Annotated in this window: 17 protein-coding genes; 9 read left to right on the forward strand and 8 right to left on the reverse strand. The window is 63.1% G+C overall.

Annotation, left to right across the window (positions count from 1 at the left end; translation table 11 throughout):
* Window positions 1-898 precede the first annotated feature (898 nt).
* From P3R38_RS18590 to P3R38_RS18610, 5 genes are all read left to right on the forward strand, one after another.
* Window positions 899-2,515 (forward strand): APC family permease, encoded by a 1,617-nt coding sequence (locus tag P3R38_RS18590; protein WP_023381780.1) that lies wholly within the window; start codon window positions 899-901, stop codon window positions 2,513-2,515.
* A 29-nt stretch (window positions 2,516-2,544) separates the two neighbouring features.
* A complete protein-coding gene (locus P3R38_RS18595) occupies window positions 2,545-3,471 on the forward strand; it encodes a 4-hydroxyproline epimerase (RefSeq protein ID WP_027907419.1) in 927 nt (308 codons plus the stop codon).
* Window positions 3,472-3,522: 51 nt separating this feature from the next.
* Entirely contained in the window at window positions 3,523-4,470 is a 948-nt protein-coding gene (locus P3R38_RS18600; RefSeq protein ID WP_023381782.1) for a dihydrodipicolinate synthase family protein, read from the forward strand.
* Window positions 4,471-4,547: 77 nt separating this feature from the next.
* Window positions 4,548-6,125, forward strand: coding sequence for an aldehyde dehydrogenase (NADP(+)) (locus P3R38_RS18605; protein WP_186598944.1), 1,578 nt, complete (start codon window positions 4,548-4,550; stop codon window positions 6,123-6,125).
* 2 nt (window positions 6,126-6,127) lie between these two features.
* Window positions 6,128-7,375, forward strand: coding sequence for an FAD-dependent oxidoreductase (locus P3R38_RS18610; protein ID WP_277686492.1), 1,248 nt, complete (start codon window positions 6,128-6,130; stop codon window positions 7,373-7,375).
* 59 nt (window positions 7,376-7,434) lie between these two features.
* Here the strand turns inward: P3R38_RS18610 and xenA are convergent, their stop codons facing one another.
* Window positions 7,435-8,526 carry a xenobiotic reductase XenA gene (gene xenA, locus P3R38_RS18615; RefSeq protein WP_023381785.1) on the reverse strand — a complete coding sequence of 364 codons (1,092 nt, stop codon included), beginning with the start codon at window positions 8,524-8,526 and terminating at the stop codon, window positions 7,435-7,437.
* A gap of 53 nt (window positions 8,527-8,579) precedes the next feature.
* On the opposite strand from xenA, the gene P3R38_RS18620 reads away from it, so the two are divergent.
* Window positions 8,580-8,915, forward strand: a complete 336-nt coding sequence (locus tag P3R38_RS18620; protein ID WP_023381786.1) for a helix-turn-helix domain-containing protein — start codon at window positions 8,580-8,582, stop codon at window positions 8,913-8,915.
* A 138-nt stretch (window positions 8,916-9,053) separates the two neighbouring features.
* Here P3R38_RS18620 and mqo read toward each other — a convergent pair whose 3' ends face one another.
* Both mqo and P3R38_RS18630 read right to left on the reverse strand, forming a co-directional pair.
* Complete coding sequence (gene mqo / locus P3R38_RS18625) at window positions 9,054-10,691, reverse strand: malate dehydrogenase (quinone) (protein WP_023381787.1); 1,638 nt, start codon at window positions 10,689-10,691, stop codon at window positions 9,054-9,056.
* Between the two features lie 332 nt (window positions 10,692-11,023).
* Window positions 11,024-11,542, reverse strand: a complete 519-nt coding sequence (locus P3R38_RS18630) for a peroxidase-related enzyme (protein ID WP_023381788.1) — start codon at window positions 11,540-11,542, stop codon at window positions 11,024-11,026.
* A 129-nt stretch (window positions 11,543-11,671) separates the two neighbouring features.
* Between P3R38_RS18630 and P3R38_RS18635 the strand changes: the two genes are divergently transcribed.
* Entirely contained in the window at window positions 11,672-12,502 is an 831-nt protein-coding gene (locus P3R38_RS18635) for an AraC family transcriptional regulator (protein WP_023381789.1), read from the forward strand.
* 66 nt (window positions 12,503-12,568) lie between these two features.
* On the opposite strand, the gene P3R38_RS18640 is transcribed toward P3R38_RS18635, so the two are convergent.
* The 3 genes from P3R38_RS18640 to P3R38_RS18650 form a co-directional block, all read right to left on the reverse strand.
* Entirely contained in the window at window positions 12,569-13,936 is a 1,368-nt protein-coding gene (locus P3R38_RS18640; protein ID WP_023381790.1) for an MFS transporter, read from the reverse strand.
* A 99-nt stretch (window positions 13,937-14,035) separates the two neighbouring features.
* A complete protein-coding gene (locus P3R38_RS18645; RefSeq protein WP_277686493.1) occupies window positions 14,036-15,619 on the reverse strand; it encodes an aldehyde dehydrogenase (NADP(+)) in 1,584 nt (527 codons plus the stop codon).
* Window positions 15,620-15,720: 101 nt separating this feature from the next.
* The gene (locus P3R38_RS18650; RefSeq protein ID WP_027907415.1) at window positions 15,721-16,665 is read right to left on the reverse strand and encodes a LysR family transcriptional regulator; all 945 of its coding nucleotides are present in this window, start codon (window positions 16,663-16,665) and stop codon (window positions 15,721-15,723) included.
* A gap of 115 nt (window positions 16,666-16,780) precedes the next feature.
* Here P3R38_RS18650 and P3R38_RS18655 point away from each other — a divergent pair, with 115 nt between their 5' ends.
* Both P3R38_RS18655 and P3R38_RS18660 read left to right on the forward strand, forming a co-directional pair.
* On the forward strand, window positions 16,781-17,962 hold the full coding sequence (locus P3R38_RS18655) for a fumarylacetoacetate hydrolase family protein (RefSeq protein ID WP_027907414.1): 1,182 nt from the start codon (window positions 16,781-16,783) through the stop codon (window positions 17,960-17,962).
* A 274-nt stretch (window positions 17,963-18,236) separates the two neighbouring features.
* Window positions 18,237-20,024 (forward strand): IlvD/Edd family dehydratase, encoded by a 1,788-nt coding sequence (locus P3R38_RS18660; protein WP_027907413.1) that lies wholly within the window; start codon window positions 18,237-18,239, stop codon window positions 20,022-20,024.
* 321 nt (window positions 20,025-20,345) lie between these two features.
* Here the strand turns inward: P3R38_RS18660 and P3R38_RS18665 are convergent, their stop codons facing one another.
* Together P3R38_RS18665 and P3R38_RS18670 are read right to left on the reverse strand one after the other, a co-directional pair.
* Window positions 20,346-21,689 carry an ATP-binding protein gene (locus P3R38_RS18665; protein WP_041925532.1) on the reverse strand — a complete coding sequence of 448 codons (1,344 nt, stop codon included), beginning with the start codon at window positions 21,687-21,689 and terminating at the stop codon, window positions 20,346-20,348.
* Window positions 21,686-22,345 (reverse strand): response regulator transcription factor, encoded by a 660-nt coding sequence (locus P3R38_RS18670; RefSeq protein WP_023381798.1) that lies wholly within the window; start codon window positions 22,343-22,345, stop codon window positions 21,686-21,688. The genes P3R38_RS18665 and P3R38_RS18670 overlap by 4 nt, the downstream gene beginning before the upstream one ends.
* Between the last annotated feature and the right edge of the window lie 36 nt (window positions 22,346-22,381).

Genomic DNA, 22,381 nt, shown 5'->3' on the forward strand with positions numbered 1-22,381 from the left:
CCGCTTGTGCGGTGCATCGCGAGTGAGGCTCGCTCCTACGCTCGTTGCGGGCCTGTTGGGCCTGTGACAGGCGCAGCAGATTGCCCTGTGCCACGCATGGAATCGATACCGCCTGTGCGCTGCATCGCGAGCAAGGCTCGCTCCTACGCTCGTTACGGGCCTGTTGGGCCTGTGACAGGCGCAGCAGATTGCCTTGTGCCACGCATGGAATCGGCACCGCCTGTGCGGTGCATCGCGAGCAAGGCTCGCTCCTACCCTCGTTGCGGGCCTGTTGGGCCTGTGACAGGCGCAGCAGATTGCCCTGTGCCACGCATGGAATCGGTACCGCCTGTGCGGTGCATCGCGAGCAAGGCTCGCTCCTACGCTCGTTACGGGCCTGTTGGGCCTGTGACAGGCGCAGCAGATTGCCCTGTGCCACGCATGGAATCGGTACCGCTTGTGCGGTGCATCGCGAGCAAGGCTCGCTCCTACGCTCGTTGCGGGCCTGTTGGGCCTGTGACAGGCGCAGCAGATTGCCCTGTGCCACGCATGGAATCGGTACCGCTTGTGCGGTGCATCGCGAGCAAGGCTCGCTCCTACGCTCGTTACGGGCCTGTTGTGACTGTGACAGGCGCACATTGCCTTGTAGGAGCGAGCCTTGCTCGCGATGCGGTTGCGCTACAGCCAACACGCCACGATGCCTACAGCCTATCCAAGCGCACGAACGAATCGCCAGCGCTTTTCGCAATTGTGCCGATTTCGTCACCCACCCTGCAGAAAACCATCAAGAACCCATCCCCTCCCCCAGTCCACTCTATGCCCCACGCAAGCCGCACCACACCTACAAGAGCGCGGCCAGAAAAGCCGCACATCGTGACATCAGACCTGCCTATCCAATAACCAACAAAAAGGCGAACCCATGTCAGGCAAATTCAAGAAACAGCTGTCATTGCTCGACCTCACCTTCATCGGCCTTGGCGCCATCTTCGGTTCAGGCTGGCTGTTCGCCGCCAGCCACGTATCGGCCATCGCCGGTCCTGCCGGTATTTTCTCCTGGTTCCTCGGCGGGTTCGCCGTCTTGCTGCTGGGCATCGTCTACTGCGAACTGGGTGCCGCCCTGCCCCGCGCCGGAGGCGTTGTGCGCTACCCGGTTTACTCCCACGGCCCGTTGCTCGGCTACCTCATGGGGTTCATCACCCTGATCGCATTTTCCAGTCTCGTCGCCATCGAGGTGGTCGCCTCGCGTCAATACGCGGCAGCATGGTTTCCCGAACTGACCAAGACCGGCTCGAGCGACCCGACGCTCCTCGGTTGGTTGGTGCAGTTCGGCCTGCTCTGCGTGTTCTTCCTGCTCAACTACCGCAGCGTTAAGACCTTCGCCAAGGCCAACAATCTGGTCAGCGTGTTCAAGTTCATCGTGCCGTTGCTGGTGATCGGCGTGCTGTTCACCTTCTTCAAGCCAGCCAACTTCGAGGTCCAGGGCTTCGCCCCGTTCGGACTGTCGGGCGTGGAAATGGCAGTGTCCGCCGGTGGCATCATCTTCGCCTACCTGGGCCTGACGCCGATCATCTCGGTCGCGAGCGAAGTGAAGAACCCCCAGCGCACCATTCCCATCGCATTGATCCTGTCGGTGCTGCTGTCCACTGCGATCTACGTGCTGCTGCAACTGGCGTTCCTCGGCAGCATTCCGACCGAGATGCTGGCCAATGGCTGGGCCGGCGTGACCAAGGAACTGGCCCTGCCCTACCGTGATATCGCCCTGGCGCTGGGTGTGGGCTGGCTGGCCTACCTGGTGGTGGCCGACGCGGTGATCTCGCCCAGCGGCTGCGGCAACATCTACATGAACGCCACTCCACGCGTGGTCTATGGCTGGGCGCAGACTGGCACCTTCTTCAAGGTCTTCACCCGCATCGACGAACAGTCCGGCATCCCACGTCCTGCGCTGTGGCTTACCTTCGGCCTGTCGGTATTCTGGACCCTGCCGTTCCCATCCTGGGAAGCGCTGATCAACGTCGTCTCGGCCGCTCTGGTTCTGAGCTATGCCGTAGCTCCGGTCTCGGTCGCCGCCCTGCGCCGCAACGCCCCGGACATGCACCGTCCTTTCCGGGTCAAGGGCATGGGTGTGCTCGGCCCTCTGTCGTTCATCATCGCCGCGCTGATCGTCTACTGGTCGGGTTGGAAAACCGTGTCGTGGTTGCTGGCCCTGCAGATCGTGATGTTCGTGTTGTACCTGCTGTGCGGCCGCTTCGTGCCCACCCAGCATCTCTCGCTTGGCCAACAGGTGCGCTCGTCCGCCTGGCTGATCGGCTTCTACGCCGTGACCATCCTGCTGTCCTGGCTCGGCAGCTTCGGCGGACTGGGTGTCATCGGGCACCCGATGGACACCCTGGTCGTCGCCGCCTGCGCGCTGGGCATCTACCACTGGGGTGCCACGACCGGCGTGCCGGCCCACCTGGTGCGCCTGGACGGTGACGACGAAAGCGAAGCCAGCGCCGAACCGCACCCTGGCCACCGCCCTGTCGCGGTCGCCTCTTGAACCCTGGCCCTCCATCAATGGACACGACCATGAAACGCATCCATGTCATCGACTCCCATACCGGCGGCGAACCGACTCGCCTGGTGATCAATGGCTTCCCCTCGCTGAGTGGCCGCAGCATGGCCGAGCAACGCGACGAACTGCGCGAGCTGCATGACCATTGGCGCCGCGCCTGCCTGCTGGAACCACGCGGCAACGATGTGCTGGTCGGCGCGCTGTACTGCGAACCGGTATCGGCTGACGCCACCTGCGGGGTGATCTTCTTCAACAACGCCGGCTACCTGAACATGTGCGGCCACGGCACCATCGGCCTGGTCGCCTCGCTGCAGCACCTGGGGCTGATCGAACCCGGCGTGCACAAGATCGACACCCCGGTCGGCCAGGTCAGCGCCACGTTGCACGAGGACGGCGCCGTGACCGTCGGCAACGTACCCGCTTACCGCTATCGCCGGCAGGTCGCAGTCGAAGTGCCCGGTTACGGCGTAGTGCACGGCGACATCGCCTGGGGCGGCAACTGGTTCTTCCTGGTGTCCGAGCACGGCCAACGCATCGAGCTGGATAACGTCGAGGCCCTGACCAACTACACCTGGACCCTGCTCAAGGCCCTGGAAGCGCGCGGTATCACCGGTGAAGACGGTGCGCCCATCGACCATGTGGAGTTGTTCGCCGACGACGCCAATGCCGACAGCCGCAACTTCGTGATGTGCCCCGGCAAAGCCTACGACCGCTCCCCTTGCGGCACCGGCACCAGCGCCAAACTGGCCTGCCTGGCCGCCGACGGCAAGCTCGCCGAAGGCCAGACCTGGACCCAGGCGAGCATCACCGGCAGCCAGTTCCAGGGCCGCTTCGAGCGTGAGGGCGAGCGCATCCGTCCGTTCATCACCGGTCGCGCCCACATGACCGCCGACGCCACCCTGCTGATCGACGAACAAGACCCTTTCGCCTGGGGCATCTGAACCGCCCCGGCTTCAACCCTCGACACCTGATTACCGCTAGGAGTGACTATCATGACCGACAACATCTTCACCGGCTGCATGCCTGCCCTGATGACCCCCTGCACCGCCGCGCGCAAACCGGATTTCGATGCGCTGGTGCGCAAGGGCCGCGAGCTGATCGAAGCCGGTATGAGCGCTGTGGTGTACTGCGGCTCGATGGGTGACTGGCCGCTGCTGACCGAGGCCGAGCGCCAGGAAGGCGTTGCGCGCCTGGTGGCGGCCGGCATCCCGACCATCGTCGGCACGGGTGCGGTGAATACCCGTGAAGCGGTGTCGCACGCCGCCCATGCCGCCAAGGTCGGTGCCGCCGGCCTGATGGTGATTCCACGGGTGCTGTCCCGTGGCGCCTCGCTGATCGCCCAGAAGCACCATTTCGCCGCCATTTTGCAGGCTGCGCCGAAACTGCCAGCGGTCATCTACAACAGCCCCTACTACGGCTTCGCCACCCGTGCCGACCTGTTCTTCGAACTGCGCCGCGAGTACCCGAACCTGATCGGCTTCAAGGAGTTCGGCGGCGGCGCCGACCTGCGCTACGCTGCCGAACACATCACCTCCAAGGACGACGACGTGACCCTGATGGTCGGTGTCGACACCCAAGTGGTACATGGCTTCGTCAACTGCAACGCCACGGGCGCTATCACCGGCATTGGCAATGCCTTGCCCCGCGAAGTGCTGCACTTGGTGAGCCTGAGCAAGCAGGCCGCCAAGGGCGACGCCAAGGCCCGTCGCCTGGCCCGTGAGCTGGAGTCGGCGCTGGCGGTACTGTCGTCGTTCGATGAAGGGTGCGACCTGGTGCTGTACTACAAGCACCTGATGGTGCTCAACGGCGACAGCGAATACACCCTGCACTTCAACGAAACCGACGTACTCACCGACGCCCAGCGCAACTATGCCGAACAACAATACGCGCTGTTCCGCCAGTGGTACGCCAACTGGTCGGCCGAACAGAACATTGCGTGACTCTAGGGGGGCTGCTGCGCAGCCCTTTCGCGGCGCATCGCGCCCCAAGCTCTGATTCAGATTTCGAAGGAAGCCCCATGCACCTGACAGGTAACCTGCTGATCGGTCAAAACGCCGTGACCGGCAGCCGCGAAGCGCTTCGCGCCATCGACCCTGCCACCCACCAGGCTTTGGAACCGGCGTATGCCGGCGGCACAGGCGAGCACGTGGCTCAAGCCTGTGCACTGGCCTGGGCAGCGTTCGACGATTATCGCGAAACCACGCTGGAACAACGCGCCCGCTTTCTCGAAACCATCGCCGAGCAGATCGAAGCATTGGGCGATGCCCTGATCGACCGCGCCGTCGCCGAGACGGGCTTGCCCAAGGCGCGCATCCAGGGCGAACGCAGTCGAACCTGCACCCAACTGCGCACCTTTGCCCGGGTCATACGATCAGGTGAATGGCTGGACGTGCGTGTCGACAACGCCCTGCCCGAGCGCCAGCCATTGCCACGCCCCGACCTGCGCCAGCGCCAGGTCGCCCTGGGCCCGGTGGCGGTGTTCGGCGCCAGCAACTTCCCGCTGGCCTTCTCGGTTGCCGGTGGCGACACCGCCTCGGCACTGGCCGCTGGTTGCCCAGTCGTGGTCAAGGCCCACAGCGCCCATCCTGGTACCAGCGAGCTGGTCGGCCATGCCGTGGCCCGCGCCGTGAAACACTGCGGCTTGCCCGAGGGCGTGTTCTCGCTGTTGTACGGGGCAGGCCGTGAAGTCGGCATCGCCCTGGTCAGCGACCCGCGTATCAAGGCTGTCGGCTTCACCGGCTCGCGCAGCGGTGGCATCGCTTTGTGCCAGGCTGCCCAGGCGCGCTCGGAACCTATCCCCGTCTATGCGGAAATGAGCTCGATCAACCCGGTGTTCCTGTTCGAAGCCGCGCTGCAAGCCCGTGGCGAGGCACTGGCCCAAGGCTTCGTCGCCTCGTTGATCCAAGGCGCGGGCCAGTTCTGCACTAACCCCGGCCTAGTGATCGCTCGCCAGGGGCAGGCCCTGCAACGCTTCATCCAGGCAGCCAGCGAGCAGCTCCGGCAGGCGGACGCACAGACCATGCTCGCCCCTGGCATCTTCGCCGCCTATGAAGCCGGCGTCGGCGCCCTGGCCGCGAACGCCAATGCCCAGCATGCGGCCAGCGGCAAGCCGCACACTGGCCCGAACCAGTGCCAGGCGCAGCTGTTCATCACCCAGGCCAGTGCATTGCTTGCCGACCCGGCGTTGCAGGCAGAAGTGTTCGGCGCGGCTTCGTTGGTGGTGGCCTGCGACGACGACGAGCAGATGCGCCAGGTTGCCGAACACCTGGAGGGCCAACTCACCGCCACGCTGCACCTGGACGATGCCGATATCGGCCGCGCACGTGCCCTGCTGCCGACACTTGAACGCAAGGCCGGGCGCATTCTGGTCAACGGCTGGCCGACCGGCGTCGAAGTGTGCGATGCCATGGTCCATGGCGGGCCGTTCCCGGCCACATCCGATGCACGCAGCACCTCGGTCGGTACTGCGGCGATCCTGCGCTTCCTGCGCCCGGTGTGCTACCAGGGCATGCCTGATGCACTGCTGCCGCCGGCACTCAAGCACGACAATCCGTTGCAGTTGCGCCGCCTGCTCGACGGTAGACGGGAAAGCTAGCCATGGTCGAAACCCTTGAAACCGATATCGCCGTGGTTGGCGCCGGCATCGTCGGAGTCGCCTGTGCCCTGCAACTGGCCCGACAAGGCCGCCGCGTGCTGCTGATCGACCGTCAGCAACCAGGCCTTGGCGCCTCCTACGGCAATGCCGGACACCTGGCGACCGAGCAGGTGTTCCCTATCGCCGACCTGTCGATACTCAAGCGCCTGCCCCACATGCTGTTGGACCCGATGGGCCCGTTGCGGCTGGACTGGAAGTACCTGCCAAAGGCCTTGCCCTGGTTCACCCGCCTGCTGCTCAACCTGCGGCCGGCACCGTTCCAACGCAGTGTGGCCGGCATCCGGGCGCTGAACGAAGCCAGCCTGGGGGCATGGCAGCGGTTGCTGGGGTCGATCGGGCGCAACGACCTTTTCAAGGAAGATGGCTCGTTGCTGGTGTTCGAGCGACCGGAAACGCGGCAGGCGCTCGATGCCCTGCAGGCGCGCATGCGTGAGCAGGCCGTGCCGGTGGAATACTGGTCCGGTTCTGCTGTTCAGACGGCGGCGCCGCAGCTCAATGCGCAGATCCAGGGCGGCTTGTTCTTCCCCCGTACCGGGCATTTCCTGGACCCTCACCGCGTGGTCGCCGAGCTGTTCGACGCTGCACGATCCTGTGGCATGCAGTTCGCTCGCCATGAAGTCGTGGGAGCCACACTGGAAGCGCATGGCGTGACCTTGGCCACCGCCCAACGTCAGCTCAAGGCGCGCCAGGTGCTGATCGCCTGTGGTGCCCATTCGGCGAAACTCACCAGCGCGCTGACCGGCAAACCGGTGCCGTTGGACACCGAGCGCGGCTACCACCTGATGTTGCCTGACGAACAGCAGCGGTTGCCGTTCGCCGTCACCTCGTTCGAACGCAAGTTCATCATGACGCCCATGGCCGAAGGCCTGCGCCTGGCCGGCACGGTGGAATTCGCCGGGCTCGACGCGCCGCCGAGCATGCAGCGTGCCTGGCAGTTGCACCGTTTGAGCAAAGGGTTGTTCCGGCGAGACCTGAGCATCGAGGGGGCCACGCCATGGATGGGCTTCAGGCCATCATTGCCGGACTCGTTGCCGGTGATCGACCAGGTGTGCGAAGGACGGGTGATATTGGCGTTCGGGCATCAGCATCTGGGGCTGACCCAAGCGGCGGTGACGGCGCAATGGATTGCGCAAATGCTGGCGGGTAAGAGGGGATCGCAGATGGAGGCTTACCGGCTGGACCGGTTCTGATCCCCATTGCAAAGGCCGCGTCCACCTGTGGAAGCGGCCTTGCGTCGCGAAAGGGCCGCTCAGCGATAGCGCTCGAGCCAGTGTGCATATGGCGCTGGCAAGGTCCACGAGGCTTTATCGACCCCCAGTTCCTTGGCCGCGAAATACGCCCAATGCGGGTCCGCCAAATGGGCGCGGCCCACCGACACCAGGTCGAGCTGATCGGCCTTCAGTGCCCCTTCCGCCAACTGTGGCGTACCGAAGCCCCACGCCGAAGTCACCGGCAGACCCGCCTCACGGCGCACACGCTGGGCAATCGGCCCCATGAAGGCGGGCCCCCACGGAATGTGGGTGTCGGGAATGGTGAAACCGACGCTGACACTCAGCAGGTCCAGGCCACCCGCCTTGAAACGGCGCGCCAGCTCGATCGACTCTTCAAGGGTCTGCTCGTCGCGACCGTCATATTCCAGCACACCAAAACGCGCGGTCAGCGGCAGGTGCTCTGGCCACACTTCGCGCACGGCGGCGAGGGTTTCCAGCAGAAAGCGGCTGCGGTTCTCGAAGCTTCCACCATAGGCATCGGTCCGCCGGTTGGAATGCTCGGAGAAGAAGCTCTGGCCCAGGTAGCCATGGGCGAAGTGCAGTTCGATCCACTCAAACCCGGCATCGCGGGCACGGCGGGCGGCGTCGACGAAGTCCTGCTTGACCCGTGCGATATCCTCCAGGGTCATCGCACGGGGTACTTTCGGCAAGTGGGCACCGAAGGCGATGGCCGAAGGGGCGATGGTGTCCCAGCCTCGGGCGTCGTCGGCAGCGATATGGTCATCGCCCTCCCAGGGGCGGTTGGCACTGGCCTTGCGGCCGGCGTGGGCGATCTGGATGCCCGGCACCGAGCCTGCGGCCTTGATCGCCTTCACCACCGGGACGAAAGCTTCGGCATGCGCATCGCTCCAGATGCCCGCGCAACCGGGGGTAATGCGCCCTTCTGGCGATACTGCCGTGGCCTCGACCACCAGCAGGCCAGCACCACCCCGGGCAAGACCTGCCAAGTGCACATGGTGCCAGTCATTGATCATGCCGTCCTCGGCCATGTATTGGCACATCGGCGGGATCGCGATGCGGTTACGCAGGGTGACATCCTTGAGGGTATAGGGTTCGAACAGCGCGGACATGGACAGACTCCAAGGGTTAACGACATTTACGATAGTTCGATCATATTCGAACTATGGCAATTTGTGAAACCCCCGTTATCATGGCGACCATGCGAGCCTACAAACATCCCAACCCCGAAGACCTCATCCTGGAGCGCGTGCTCTACGCCCTGAGCGACCCTGTGCGCATGGAGATCGTGCGCCATCTGGCAGGCGTGGCCGAGGCCAGTTGTGGCGAGCTGGACGGCGGTCGGCCAAAATCCAGCATGTCCCATCACTTCCGGGTATTGAGGGATGCGGGGCTGGTGCATACGCGCAACGTCGGCACCACGCACATGAATTCACTGCGTAGCGAAATGCTCGATGAGCGCTTCCCTGGCTTGCTGGGGTGCATCCTGCGGCAGGTGTAGAGAACGAACGAGCTTCTCGGTGCCCGCACCGGCCCTTTCGCGGGTGAACTCGCGTCTGCAGGCTCCATCACTGCCTACCCAAGCCAAAAAAAAAGCCACGAGGTCCCCCCCCGTGGCTTTCGTTCACGACGCTGCCGCTTACAGCGCCATGTCGTTCTCGGGCTTACTTTCCAGCGGCTGGCTCACACCGGTGCTGGTACCGACGCTCTGGTCGATCACCGGCGGTTTCTCCAGTTGCAGCACTTCAGCGGTGTAGTTCCACTCTTTCTGAGTAGCCGCCGCCGAATCGTTCAACTTGGTGCCGTAGCTCGGGATGATCTGCTTGATCTTGGCCTGCCACTCAGGGGTCGCGACCTTCTCCTTGAACACGGTTTCAAGCACATGCAGCATGATCGGCGCTGCAGTCGAGGCGCCTGGCGAGGCACCCAGCAGGCCAGCGATGGTGCGGTCTTGCGAGGCAACCACTTCGGTACCCAGCTTCAGCACGCCGCCTTGGGCTTCGTCACGCTTGATGATCTGCACGCGCTGACCAGCCTGCCAAAGTTTCCAGTCTTCTTTCTTGGCGTTCGGGAAGTAGGTGCGCAGGGCTTCGAAGCGGTCGTCGTCAGACTGCATCAACTGACCGGCGAGGTATTCCACCAGCGGGTACTGGTCGATACCCACCTTGGCCATCGGCCATACGTTGTGGGTGGTGGTGCTGCTCAGCAGGTCCAGGTACGAGCCGTTCTTCAGGAACTTGGTCGAGAAGGTAGCGAATGGCCCGAACAGGATCACGCGCTTGCCGTCCAGTACGCGGGTGTCCAGGTGCGGAACCGACATGGGCGGCGCGCCGGTCGAGGCGATGCCATAGGCCTTGGCCATGTGCTGCATGGCCACGGTCGGGTTCTCGGTGACCAGGAACGAGCCACCCACTGGGAAGCCTGCGTACTCCTTGGCTTCAGGAATGCCCGACTTCTGCAGCAGCTTCAGCGCGCCGCCACCGGCGCCGATGAACAGGAACTTGGCATCGGTAGCCGACTCGGTACCGTCCTTCAGGTTCTTGTACTCGACGTGCCACGAGCCGTCTTCGTTGCGGGTGATGTCCTGCACTTCGGTGGACAGTTTCAGGTCGAACTTGTCCTGGGTCTTGAGGTGACCGACGAACTGGCGGGTGATCTCGCCGAAGTTGACGTCGGTACCGATGGGGGTCCAGGTCACGGCCAGCTTCTGGTTCGGGTCGCGGCCTTCCATCATCAGCGGGACCCACTTGGCGATCTGCGCGTGGTCCTCGGAATACTGCATCGGGCGGAACAGCGGGCTCGCCTGCAGCGCGTCATAGCGCTTCTTCAGGAACTTGATGTTGTCGTCGCCCCACACGAAGCTCATGTGCGGGGTGGTGTTGATGAACGAGTGCGGGTTCTTCAACACGCCCTGGCGTACCTGCCAGGCCCAGAACTGACGCGAGATCTGGAAGGCTTCGTTGATTTCGATGGCCTTGGAGATGTTGACGTTGCCGTCTTTGTCTTCCGGCGTGTAGTTCAGTTCGGCCAGCGCGGAGTGGCCGGTACCGGCGTTGTTCCAGCCGTTGGAGCTTTCTTCGGCGACGCCGTCCAGGCGCTCGACCATTTCCATCGACCAGCTTGGCTCCAGCTCGTGCAGCCACACGGCCAGGGTGGAGCTCATGATGCCGCCGCCGACCAGCAGCACATCGACTTTCTTGGTTTCTTCGGCGTGCGCTTGCATGAAGCTTGCAGCGACAGCCAGACCCAGCAAGGTCTTGCCAGCTTTCTTGAACATTGATCAATTCCAGTCAGTAGAACGAAGGGGGTCTGTGGCTAACCCGGGTATTGCTTGTTCTTCAGCGCAGGCTTGTTGTTGATCATTGTTCAGCAGCCAGAGAACCAGAAAACGACCCAGCCTTTTGTCGTATTGACCGACATGGCTGAATCGTTTCGCCGATTGTATCTGAAATGCCAGCACAAACAAATTGCAGGGCCCAGCGTCAAGGCGACAGGATGTCTCAGTGGACATCCACCGCTTGCGCCTGATTCCCCCCAGGATATCCGGTCCCCCTGGTAAGGCGCAGTGGGTTTCCCCCCCGACTTCTGGGCGCTTTGCCAGCGTACCTCCTAGTGTCCCGACGGCGGGAAGTCGATCTCGGTAGTGGCGATGTTGTTCAGGTAGTTGGTCAGGGTCAACAACGTGACCTGTGCCACCACCTCCACGATCTTGCCATCGTCAAGACCGGCCTCGCGTGCCGCAGCGATCTGCTCGTCGCTCAATTGGCCTCGGCTCTCGGTGATCTGGTGAGCCAGCGCTGCAACTGCGCTGAGTGTGCCGCTGCGGGCTTGGCCAATGGCCTCATCGCTCAGACCAGCCTTGGCACCAAAGAAGGCGTGTGCAGCCAGGCAGTAGTCGCAACCATTGATTTGCGAGGTGGCAAGGGCAACGACTTCACGCTCGGCGGCGCTCAGTGAGCTCTTGCCCAAGGCTTGGGCGAGGCCCAGGTAGCCCGTGAGCGCAGCCGGGGAGTGAGCTAGGGTCTTGAAGGCGTTGGGAATGAAGCCGAGACCTTTTTGAATGCCTTCGAGGGCTGTGCGCGAGCCAGCAGGAGCGTGGTCCAGCGAGAGAGCAGCGATACGCGTCATGGTAGTTCTCCAGTAGGTTGATTAGCCAGCTTGTCGATCAAGCCTGGAGCCAATCTTAGGGAGGTGGACTATCCTTTCGGCTTCAGATCGTCGAATATTTGCAACAGATCGTCTAAATTCGAGTGCGCCATGGACCGATTATCGACACTGCTCAAGCACTTCAACCTGCACGCGTCCACCTTCCACCAGGGTGGTTTCTGTGGAACGACCGGCTTTGATGGGCAACACAGTCTCGGCCACGCACATCTGCTGCGTTCAGGGCGTCTGGCCTTCAGCGGCGCGCGCGGCCAGCTCACCGAGCTGACCGAACCCAGCCTGATTCTGGCGGTGCGGCCGCAGGCGCATCAGCTGCTGGCCAGCGAGGCAGATGAAGCAGAGTTGGTGTGCGCTACCTTGCAGTTCGATGGCGGTGCCAATAATCCGCTGACCCTGGCTTTGCCGGACTTCATCATCAAGCCACTGCGCGAATTGCAGGGCCTCGATGGCACCCTCGACTGGTTGTTCGAAGAGGCCTTCGGCGACGAATGTGGACGGGATGTCATCCTCAATCGGCTGTTCGAGCTGATGGTGATCCAGCTACTTCGCCATCTGATCGCCAGCCGCAGCATTGCCTCGGGGATGATGGCCGGGTTGGCCAATGCTCAGCTGTCCCGCGCGCTGGTGAGTATCCACAACGAGCCACAGCGCAATTGGTCCGTGGCGCAGCTGGCGGATCGCTCAGGCATGTCACGCGCAAGCTTTGCTGCGCACTTTCGCGAGACCGTCGGTGTCACCCCCGCGGATTACTTGGCGAACTGGCGAATCAGCCTGACGCAAAAGCGCCTGCGCGAAGGCCGCCCCATCGCCCTGATTGCCGATGAGGTCGGCTACGAAAGTCCGTCAGCGCTGGCCCGCACCTTTCGCCGAAAGGTAGGCACGAGCCCAAGGGAATGGCTGCAGCAGATCACGCAAGACGCCTAGCCGAACGCTTTCCCCATTGCGTAAGCATCAACAGCACCGGCCTCGGCGTCCTGGTATGCAAGGTGCTCATGCCATCTCCGGCTCCATTTGCGTACGTCGCTCGACGCCGGACCGCTTCAGCATTGCAGCAGGTATCGCCAGGATGAGCATGCCACTGATGAATAGGCACAAGCCCAGCACGTAGGTGCCGTTGTTGATATTGCCAGTGAGGTTCTCCGCCACTGCCGTGATCATCGAGCCGGTGAAGCCGGACAAGTTGCCAATCGCGTTGATCATGCCAATGCCCGCCGCCGCCGCGACTCCCGACAACACGGTGCCTGGCAGCGTCCAGAAGATCGGCATCAGGCTCAGCACACCAGAAGCGGCAACCGTGAGGAAAACAATCGACAGCATGACGTTATCTGCGAACGCGGCGCTGAGCATCAAACCACAGCCGCCGATGAACGCAGGTATCGCTGCATGCCAGCGGCGCTCGCCCGTACGGTTGGAATGGCGCGCATTCAGGAACATCGCAATGACCGCCACGCTGTAAGGAATGGCGGTCAACAAGCCGATCTCCAGGCTGCTGGTCACGCCCGCGCTCTTGATGATCGACGGCATCCAGAAGGCCAAGCCATAGAAACCGGTATTGAACGTCAGGAGGATCAAGACCAGCAACCAGACTCGCGGGTTGAAGAATACATCGCCCAACCGCGAGACCTTACCGTGTTCCTCCTGTTGCAGGTTGGCCTTGAGCAATTGCTTTTGCGCATCCGACAGCCAACCAGCCTTGTCGATGTTGTCGCACAGGCAGGTGAACACCACCACGGCCATGATCACCGAGGGCAAGCCTTCGATCAGCAGCATCCATTGCCACCCCGCCAGGTCATGCCAACCATCCATTCGGGTCATCAGCCAACCCGACAGCATGCCGCCGAGGGTGAGGCTGACAGGCATCGCCATCAAAAAGCCCGACATGACTCGGCTTTGCCGATGAGTCGGGAACCAGTAGTTGAGGTACAGGATTACTCCAGGGAAAAAACCAGCCTCGCAAATACCCAGCAGAAAGCGCAGCACATAGAACATGGTGCTGGACTCGACGTGGAAAAACCCTGCCAACGGCTGGGTGAACGCGACGGCCATCGAAATGATCGCCCAACTCAGCATGATCCGCGCGATCCAGAAGCGCGCGCCGTAGCGATGCAACAGCAGGTTGCTCGGTACCTCGAACAGGAAATAGCCCCAGAAGAACACGCTCGCGCCCAGGGCGTACACGGTGTTGCTGAACTGCAGGTCATCGAGCATGCTCAGTTTGGCAAAGCCGATGTTGACCCGGTCCAGGTAGGCTGCGATGTAGCACAGCAACAGGACTGGCAGGATACGCAAGATGACCTTGCGGTAGGTGCGATCTTCGAACGCCTGATCGGGGGCGGGGGCGACATTGTGTTGAGCCATGGCCAAGCCTCTTGGCATGTCGTGCATGCCTGTTGTTGTTATCGAATGAGCACCGGGTACGACCGCACCCGGTGGTATTGCGCCTATCGGTAGCAGTGTTCAGCGAATCGGTTCACGGGTGGGCTGGCCGTCGACCAATCTCAGCAGCCCCAGGGGGTTGGCGTCGCGCAGTGCCTCGGGAAGCAGTGCATCAGGGAAGTTCTGGTAGCACACCGGACGCAGGAAGCGGTCGATCGCCAGCGTGCCGACAGAGGTGCCACGGCTGTCCGAGGTGGCCGGATACGGGCCACCATGAACCATCGCGTCACTGACTTCGACGCCAGTCGGGTAACCGTTGACCAGCACCCGGCCAACCTTCTGTTCGAGCACCGCCACCCAAGGCGCGGCCTGCGCCAGGTCGCCGGGTTCGCCAATCAGCGTGGCGGTCAGTTGGCCGCCAAGCGCGTGCAACGCGGCAACAAGCTGGTCCTGGTCAGCCAGTTCAACCACCACCGTGGCCGGGCCGAAGATCTCTTCTTGCAGCAGCGGCTCCCCCTCCAGCAACAAGTGCGCATCGGCCTGGAACAGCTGAGGCCAGGCCTGGTTACCCTGCTGCTCGGCCCCTGCAAGAAGGCGGATGCCGGCCCGCGCCTTGAGGGTGGCTACCCCCCGGGCGTAGCTGGCCAGGGTGTCGGCGTTGAGCATGGTTTGCGGCGCCTGCTCGGCCATCTGTGCGCACAGGTGCTCGACGAAGGCGCTGAATTGCGCTGAGCGTACCCCCAGCACCAAGCCTGGGTTGGTGCAGAACTGTCCACATCCCAATACCACCGAAGCGGTCAGTTCACGTGCCACGGCCTCGCCGCGAACGGCCAGCGCCTGGGGCAGCACCAGCACCGGGTTGATGCTGCTCATTTCGGCGAATACCGGAATCGGTCGAGGTCGCGCCGCCGCCATATCGCACAAGGCACGCCCCCCCTTGAGCGAACCGGTGAAGCCGACGGCCTGAATGTCAGGGTGCTTGACCAACGCCTCGCCGACCCTGCCGCCAAACACCATGTTGAATACACCCGCCGGCATGGCGCAGCGTTCAGCAGCGCCGACGATCGCCTCGGCGACCCACTGCGCCGTGGCCATGTGGCCGCTGTGTGCCTTGAACACCACGGGGCAGCCGGCGGCCAACGCTGCGGCGGTATCGCCACCGGCCGTCGAGAATGCCAGGGGGAAGTTGCTGGCGCCAAAGACGGCGACCGGCCCCAGGCCTATGCGGCATTGGCGGATGTCCAGGCGAGGCACTGGCTGACGCTCGGGCTGTGCACGATCGATGCGAGCGCCGGTGAAATCACCTCGGCGCAGTACGGTGGCGAACAGCCTCAGCTGGCCGCTGGTCCGCGCCCTCTCGCCCTGGATACGCGCGGGGGGCAAGGCCGTTTCACGGCATACGGTTTCGATGAAGTCATCACCCAAGCCATCCAGGGCGTCGGCGATCGCATCGAGGAACTCGGCCCGGCGCGCGGCGGACAGTGCCCGGTAGACCGGATAGGCTGCAGCTGCCGCACGGGCAGCGGCGTCCACCTCCTGTTCCGTGGCTTGATGAAAGGCGTCGGGCAGTGCCTGTCCGGTGCGCGCATCGATGCTGTAAAGGGTCGCCTGGCCAGTAGCGCGGCGGCCCCCACCGATGAATTGTTGGCCTGCGTGTGACGTCATGGGTGATTCCTCGGCGTTACGAAAGACATGGGGCGCTAATCTAGGCGGCTCTGCGATTCTTGCCCAATGGCTTTTAGGGATCATCCGATAACGGAACGTTATCAATCCTCCGAAACGCGACGCGCATGCGTCAGGAGGATCTCGGCAAATTCCAAGGCCGCGCCGCTCAAGGGCTCACCCTTGCGGGTGAGAATGCCGTAGTCCTGGGGGGTGAGGTGCAGTGGCGTGTCCAGATTGACCAGCACGCCACTGGCCAGGTGCGGCTCGACCATCGCCTGGGGCAACATGCCGATCATGGGCCCGCCCAGTAGCACCTTGAGGAAGGTCTGCATGGAAATGGTATCGATGGTGTTGCGCGGCACGGCAACGCCCGCCTCGGCGAAGGCCCGCTCCATGCGTCCGCGGATGGGCGTGCCCTTGGGGTAGAGAATCCACGGCCACTCCAGCAATTGTGGCAAGGTCACCGGCCCAACATTGCTCAAAGGGTGCTGGTCGTTGACCACGAAGCAGAAGGGCTCCGGCGCCAGCGGCTGGAAGTCGAAGCGCTGGCGCTGGGACACGTCGGTAAAGCGGGCCACAGCCAGGTGCAGGATCTTGTCTTCGAGCATGGCCATCAGGTGATCGCTGGTTTGCTCCACCACCTCGATCGACAGCAATGGCTTGCGCTGCTTGATCTCGACGATGGCATCCGGCAACGCCACGGCGGTGGCCGCGAAAATGCCACCCACCTTCAAGTGGCCGTGCCCACCCTGGCGCAGGCTGTCGATCTGATCGACGAAGTTGCGCGCATCGTTCAATGCGACCTGGGCATAGCGCAATACCTGCTCGCCCAATGCGGTGGGCGGCATGCTGCGCGGCAGGCGGTCGAACAGGGCGAAACCGAGCAGGTTTTCGATTTCCTTGAGCATCTTGCTGATCGCCGGCTGGGTAAGGTTCATCTGCTGCGCCGCCAAGTGCATGTTGTGGGTGCGCCCAAGGGTGTCGATGAGCAACAGGTGGCGGAACTTGAGCCAGTTGCAGACGTGGGAGAAAGACAGGTCCGACATGTGATCCACCTTTGTTGCAATAACCATATGTTATCGAATAGTGAAAAGATGCCATTGGAGTTTATCGCGCGGCTTGCCTAGCGTGCAGCTTTCCTGTTCCAAGAGATTTAATGCCATGCCGATAACCCTCACGCCCGCCAACACCCTGCCCGAGGATGGCCTGACCGGCACCCTGATCGGTCGCGCCTGGACCCCCGGCGAACCTGGGGGCCCTTCGCTGATCACCCTGCGAGCCGATGGCGTGTTCGATCTCTCCGAGCGCTTCGCCACCCTCAGCCAGCTACTCGAAAGCCAAGACCCCGTGCAGGCAGTGCGCAGCACCCCAGGCCGCTTCCTGGGCAGCGTAGAGGACTTGCTGGGCAACAGCGGCGAAGCGTTCGACGCCGACCTGCCCTATCTGCTCGCGCCGGTCGACCTGCAGGTGATTAAAGCAGCGGGCGTGACCTTCGCCGCCAGCATGATCGAGCGGGTGATCGAGGAGCAGGCTGGTGGCGATGCCAGCAAGGCGGAGTCCGTGCGCGCCACGGTGCGCTCGGTGATCGGCGACAACCTGCGCGCAGTGCGCCCTGGTTCTCAACAGGCCATGGCGCTCAAGGCACTGCTGATCGAACAGGGCATGTGGTCGCAGTATCTGGAGGTCGGCATCGGCCCGGATGCCGAGGTGTTCACCAAGGCCCCGGTGTTGGCGGCGGTCGGCAGTGGCAGCGCCATCGGCGTGCATCCGCATTCGGCCTGGAACAACCCCGAGCCTGAGGTGGTGCTTGCAGTGGACAGCCGCGGTCGCATCCACGGCGCGACCCTGGGCAATGACGTCAACCTGCGCGACTTCGAGGGGCGCAGCGCGCTGCTGCTGAGCAAGGCCAAGGACAACAACGCCTCCTGCGCGGTCGGCCCGTTCATTCGACTGTTTGACGAGACCTTCGACCTGGACGCGGTGCGCCGCTGCGTGATCGACCTGGAAGTCGTAGGCACCGACGGTTACCGCCTGATCGGCAGCAGCTCGATGGATCAGATCAGTCGCGACCCAGAGGATCTGGTCCGGCAGACGCTCAATGAAAACCACCAGTACCCCGACGGTTTCCTACTGTTCCTCGGCACCCTGTTCGCCCCGACCGAGGACCGCGACCTGCCTGGTGCGGGGTTCACCCACAAGCCTGGCGACCAGGTGCGCATCGCCAGCCCCTTGCTGGGCCAGTTGCACAACCAGGTGACCACGAGTGACAAGGCCCACCCCTGGACCTTCGGCCTCGGCGCGATGATGCGCAACCTGGCCGCCCGAGGGCTGCTGCAACACTGACGCAACGGGCACCCCTGGCACATGAAATCGGCGCCATGCGCTCCGGCGGCCTGGCGCCGATCCTGGGTATCTTCTGGTCGGCCTGACCGGTGGGGCCTACTGGGTGCTGACGCTCTATACACTGGCGCTGTCTGAGCTAGCCCTGATCGGCACCTGGCTGTCGACCGAAACCCGTGATAACGCGATTGGCAGCACCGTCTCAGGGGTGCCCAGCCTTGCCCAGGCCAGCGTGTTGCAACGCCGACCGGTGCCCATAAATACAAGAGAGAATGACATGACCGATACCCTGAAACGCCCGTTGCGCAGCCAGCAATGGTTCGACGACCCGAGCCACGCCGACATGACCGCGCTGTACGTCGAGCGCTACATGAACTACGGCCTGACCCGCGACGAACTGCAATCCGGGCGGCCGATCATCGGCATCGCCCAGACCGGCAGCGACCTGACGCCTTGCAACCGCCACCACCTGGAACTGGCCCAACGGGTCAAGGCGGGGATTCGCGATGCTGGAGGGATCCCCATGGAGTTTCCGGTGCACCCGATCGCCGAGCAGAGCCGCCGACCAACCGCCGCGCTGGACCGTAATCTCGCCTACCTGGGCCTGGTGGAAATCCTCCACGGCTACCCGCTGGATGGCGTCGTGCTGACCACCGGCTGCGACAAGACCACACCGGCCTGCCTGATGGCCGCTGCCACCACGGACATGCCAGCCATCGTGCTCTCCGGTGGGCCTATGCTCGATGGCCACCACAAGGGCCAGCTGATCGGGTCGGGCACGGTGTTGTGGCATGCGCGCAACCTGATGGCCGCGGGCGAAATCGACTACGAAGGCTTCATGGAGATGACCACCGCCGCCTCGCCGTCGGTTGGCCACTGCAACACCATGGGCACGGCACTGTCGATGAACGCCCTGGCCGAGGCACTGGGCATGTCGCTGCCAGGCTGTGCAAGCATCCCCGCGCCCTACCGCGAACGCGGGCAGATGGCCTATGCCACCGGCCGACGCATCTGCGAGCTGGTGATGCAGGACGTACGCCCGTCGTCGATCATGACCCGCGAGGCGTTCGAGAATGCCATTGCCGTGGCTTCGGCCCTGGGCGCTTCGAGCAACTGTCCGCCGCACCTGATCGCTATCGCCCGGCACATGGGCATCGAGCTGTCGCTGGACGACTGGCAGCGCATCGGAGAGGACGTGCCGCTGCTGGTCAACTGCATGCCGGCGGGCAAATACCTGGGTGAAGGCTTCCACCGCGCGGGCGGCGTACCGGCGGTGATGCACGAACTGCGCAAGGCCGGCCGTCTGCACGAGGCATGCGCGACAGTCAGCGGCAAGACCATCGGCGAGGTGGTTCGCGATGCAGTCACCAGCAATCGCGAAGTCATTCTCCCGTTCGATGCCCCGCTCAAGCACAACGCCGGATTCATCGTGCTCAGCGGCAACTTCTTCGACAGTGCGATCATGAAGATGTCGGTCGTCGGTGAAGCCTTCCGCAAGACCTATCTGGCCGAACCCGGCAAGGAGAACAGCTTCGAGGCCAGGGCCATCGTGTTCGAGGGGCCAGAGGACTACCACGCCCGCATCGACGACCCTGAACTGGACATCGACGAGCGTTGCATTCTGGTGATTCGTGGCGCCGGCACCGTGGGTTACCCAGGCAGCGCCGAGGTGGTCAACATGGCGCCACCTGCCGCGCTGATCAAGAAAGGCATCGACTCGCTGCCGTGTCTGGGGGATGGACGCCAGAGCGGTACGTCGGCCAGCCCTTCGATCCTCAACATGTCACCGGAGGCAGCCGTCGGCGGTGGCCTGGCGCTGCTGCAGACCAACGACTGGCTACGGGTGGACCTCAACCAGCGGCGCGTCGACCTTCTGGTGGACGACGAAGAGGTGGCACGCCGGCGTGCAGCCTGGACGCCGAACATCCCTGCCTCGCAGACACCATGGCAGGAGCTCTATCGCCAACTCGTTGGGCAGTTGTCCACCGGCGGCTGCCTGGAGCCGGCGACGCTGCACATGCGTGTGATCGCCAGGACGGGCGGAGTGCCACGGCATTCTCATTGAAGATCCTGGAAAGGGCTCCCACGGTGAACCTGTGGGAGCTGGCGCAGCTTGCGATCGGACGCCATCACCCCCGCACCAGAGGCTGTTGGGCTACGTAAGGGACATGCCCCTCGCGTGCACGATGGACAGCGATGAACGCTCATCCGGGCCTCGCATGACCTGGACCCAATGGCCAAGGCGCTGCTGGAGGAAGCTGCGCTGGGGAGGATAAAACATTCAGACCGCAGCACGGAAAAGCCCCAGAAAACCTACCGTTTTCCAAGGCGTGATGTGCTCCCGGCAAGGGCTGATTCATGGTACCAATAGAACGCCGGTGACATCTCAGTCTTTTAGGTTGGGGGCAAGCGGTAACCAGATGCAGACTTCAAACCCGTCTTCTCGACCTGTTGCCGGGGAGCGCAATTTCATTCTGGCATTCACCCCCTGCACGATGGTTTTGGCAATCGCCAAGCCCAGTCCAGAACCACTGATCTCACTGTGACCGCGCACAAAACGCTCGGTCAGGTGCTCCAAGGTAGACTTCGGCACCGTTGGGCCGCTATTGATAACCCGTAGCTGTGCTTGTTCGGTCAGGCTGACTTCGACCGGTTGGTCCGTTGCTCCATACTTCAGCGCATTTTCAATCAGGTTGCGCAGCAGAATGCCAAAGGCATCCGGGTCGATGATCGAGTAGACACCCGTCTGGCTTGGCAGTTGCAACTCAATGCGCTGCCCGCTGCGTTGGTTCCACTCGTCCACTCCGTGGGCAAGCAATGGAATCAGGTCCTGTGGCGTTTCGGACAACAGCCCGCCGCCCTCGGCTTTGGCCAGCTGCATGAGTTTTTCTGAAAGCCGTGAAAGCTCGCGCAACGCGTTCTCGATCTTCTGCGCACGCCTTCGCAATGGACCGTCGGGCGCTTCACGGTGTAACCGCTGGATCTGCGCCAGGGTCGAGGCCAACGGTGTGCGTAGTTCGTGGGCACTGTTGGCGGTAAAGCTGCGCTCGGCCTCCAGGGCATTGCGCAAGCGCTCCAGCAGGTGATTGACCGCCTCAGCCAGCGGATCGATTTCAGCCGGCAGGTGCTCCACCTTGATCGGCGACAGATCACCCACACCACGCGCTTCGATAGCACGGCGGTAAGCCAGCACGCTGCCAAGGCTGAAACGCACAAATAACCAGGTGCCCAGCAGGCTGATAGGAATCAACACCAACAAAGGCAACAACAACGCAAACAAGGCCTCCCGCGCGGCTTCGCGACGGTGACCAAGCGGTTCGGCAATCTCGATGAACAACGTCTGGCGCAGTGCACTGGCGCCATACAGTCGGTACTTTTCAGAAGTGGAAAAACCTTCGGTGGGTTGTCGATTGAAGATCTCCGGATTGGCGTCGTGAGACTGCATCAGAATCTTGCCCTTGGCATCGCGCACCAGGTACGTCAGGTATTCCTTGTGCATTTTCAGGGTCGCAACGTGCTGCGCAGTCCGAGGCGCTTGCCGATTGCTGATTTCCAGCTCGACCAAAGGCAGGATGCGTTGCGCTGTCTCTTCCAACGCGCCGTCGAACGCTTCGTTCAACTCGTGTCGCACCACCAGCCAGGCACCAACTGTCGCCAGCAGCCAGAGTAAAGTCATTCCCAGGGTTAGCCCCAGGCCGAGACGTATTTGCAGGCTCGAAGACGGCTTCATGCGGACATCAACCGGTAGCCCATGCCCCGCACGGTTTCAATCAGGTCGCGCCCAAGTTTTTTACGTAGGCGGCTGATGTAGACCTCGATGGTATTGCTTTCGATTTCGGCGCCGAAGGCATACAGCCGCTCTTCAAGCTGCGATTTGGACAGCAGCGCACCGGGGCGTTGTACAAACGCCTCGAACAGCGCCCACTCCCGCGCCGTGAGGTCCACCGTCGCACCGCTGCGCTGCACCGTACGGGCACTCATGTCGACCTGCAAGTCGCCGAGCTTGATCTGTGGATTGGGGTTGCCGCTATAACGTCGGGCCACCGCCGCTACACGGGCCGAGAGCTCAAACAGGTCGAACGGTTTAACCAGGTAGTCATCGGCACCGGCATTGAGACCCGCGATACGATCGGATATCTGGTCCTGTGCGGTCAGGATGATCACCGGCGTCACCTCCCCTGCCGAGCGTTGTTGACGCAGAAAATCCAGGCCAAGCCCATCCGGGAGCATCAGGTCCAGCAGAATCAAGTCGTAAGGCGTAGTACGGACGCTAGTGCGTGCGTGATCCAGGCGCTGCACCCAATCGACGGCGTGGCCGTCATCGGCAATCTGCTCGCGCACCGCTTCCCCCAAGCCTGGAGCGTCCTCGACCAATAGAACTCGCATCTGACACCTCCTGTGATGGTTGTCGGGCGGCACCTT

It is taken from the genome of Pseudomonas sp. NyZ480, from assembly GCF_029537255.1.
In the GTDB taxonomy this organism is placed as follows: domain Bacteria; phylum Pseudomonadota; class Gammaproteobacteria; order Pseudomonadales; family Pseudomonadaceae; genus Aquipseudomonas; species Aquipseudomonas taiwanensis.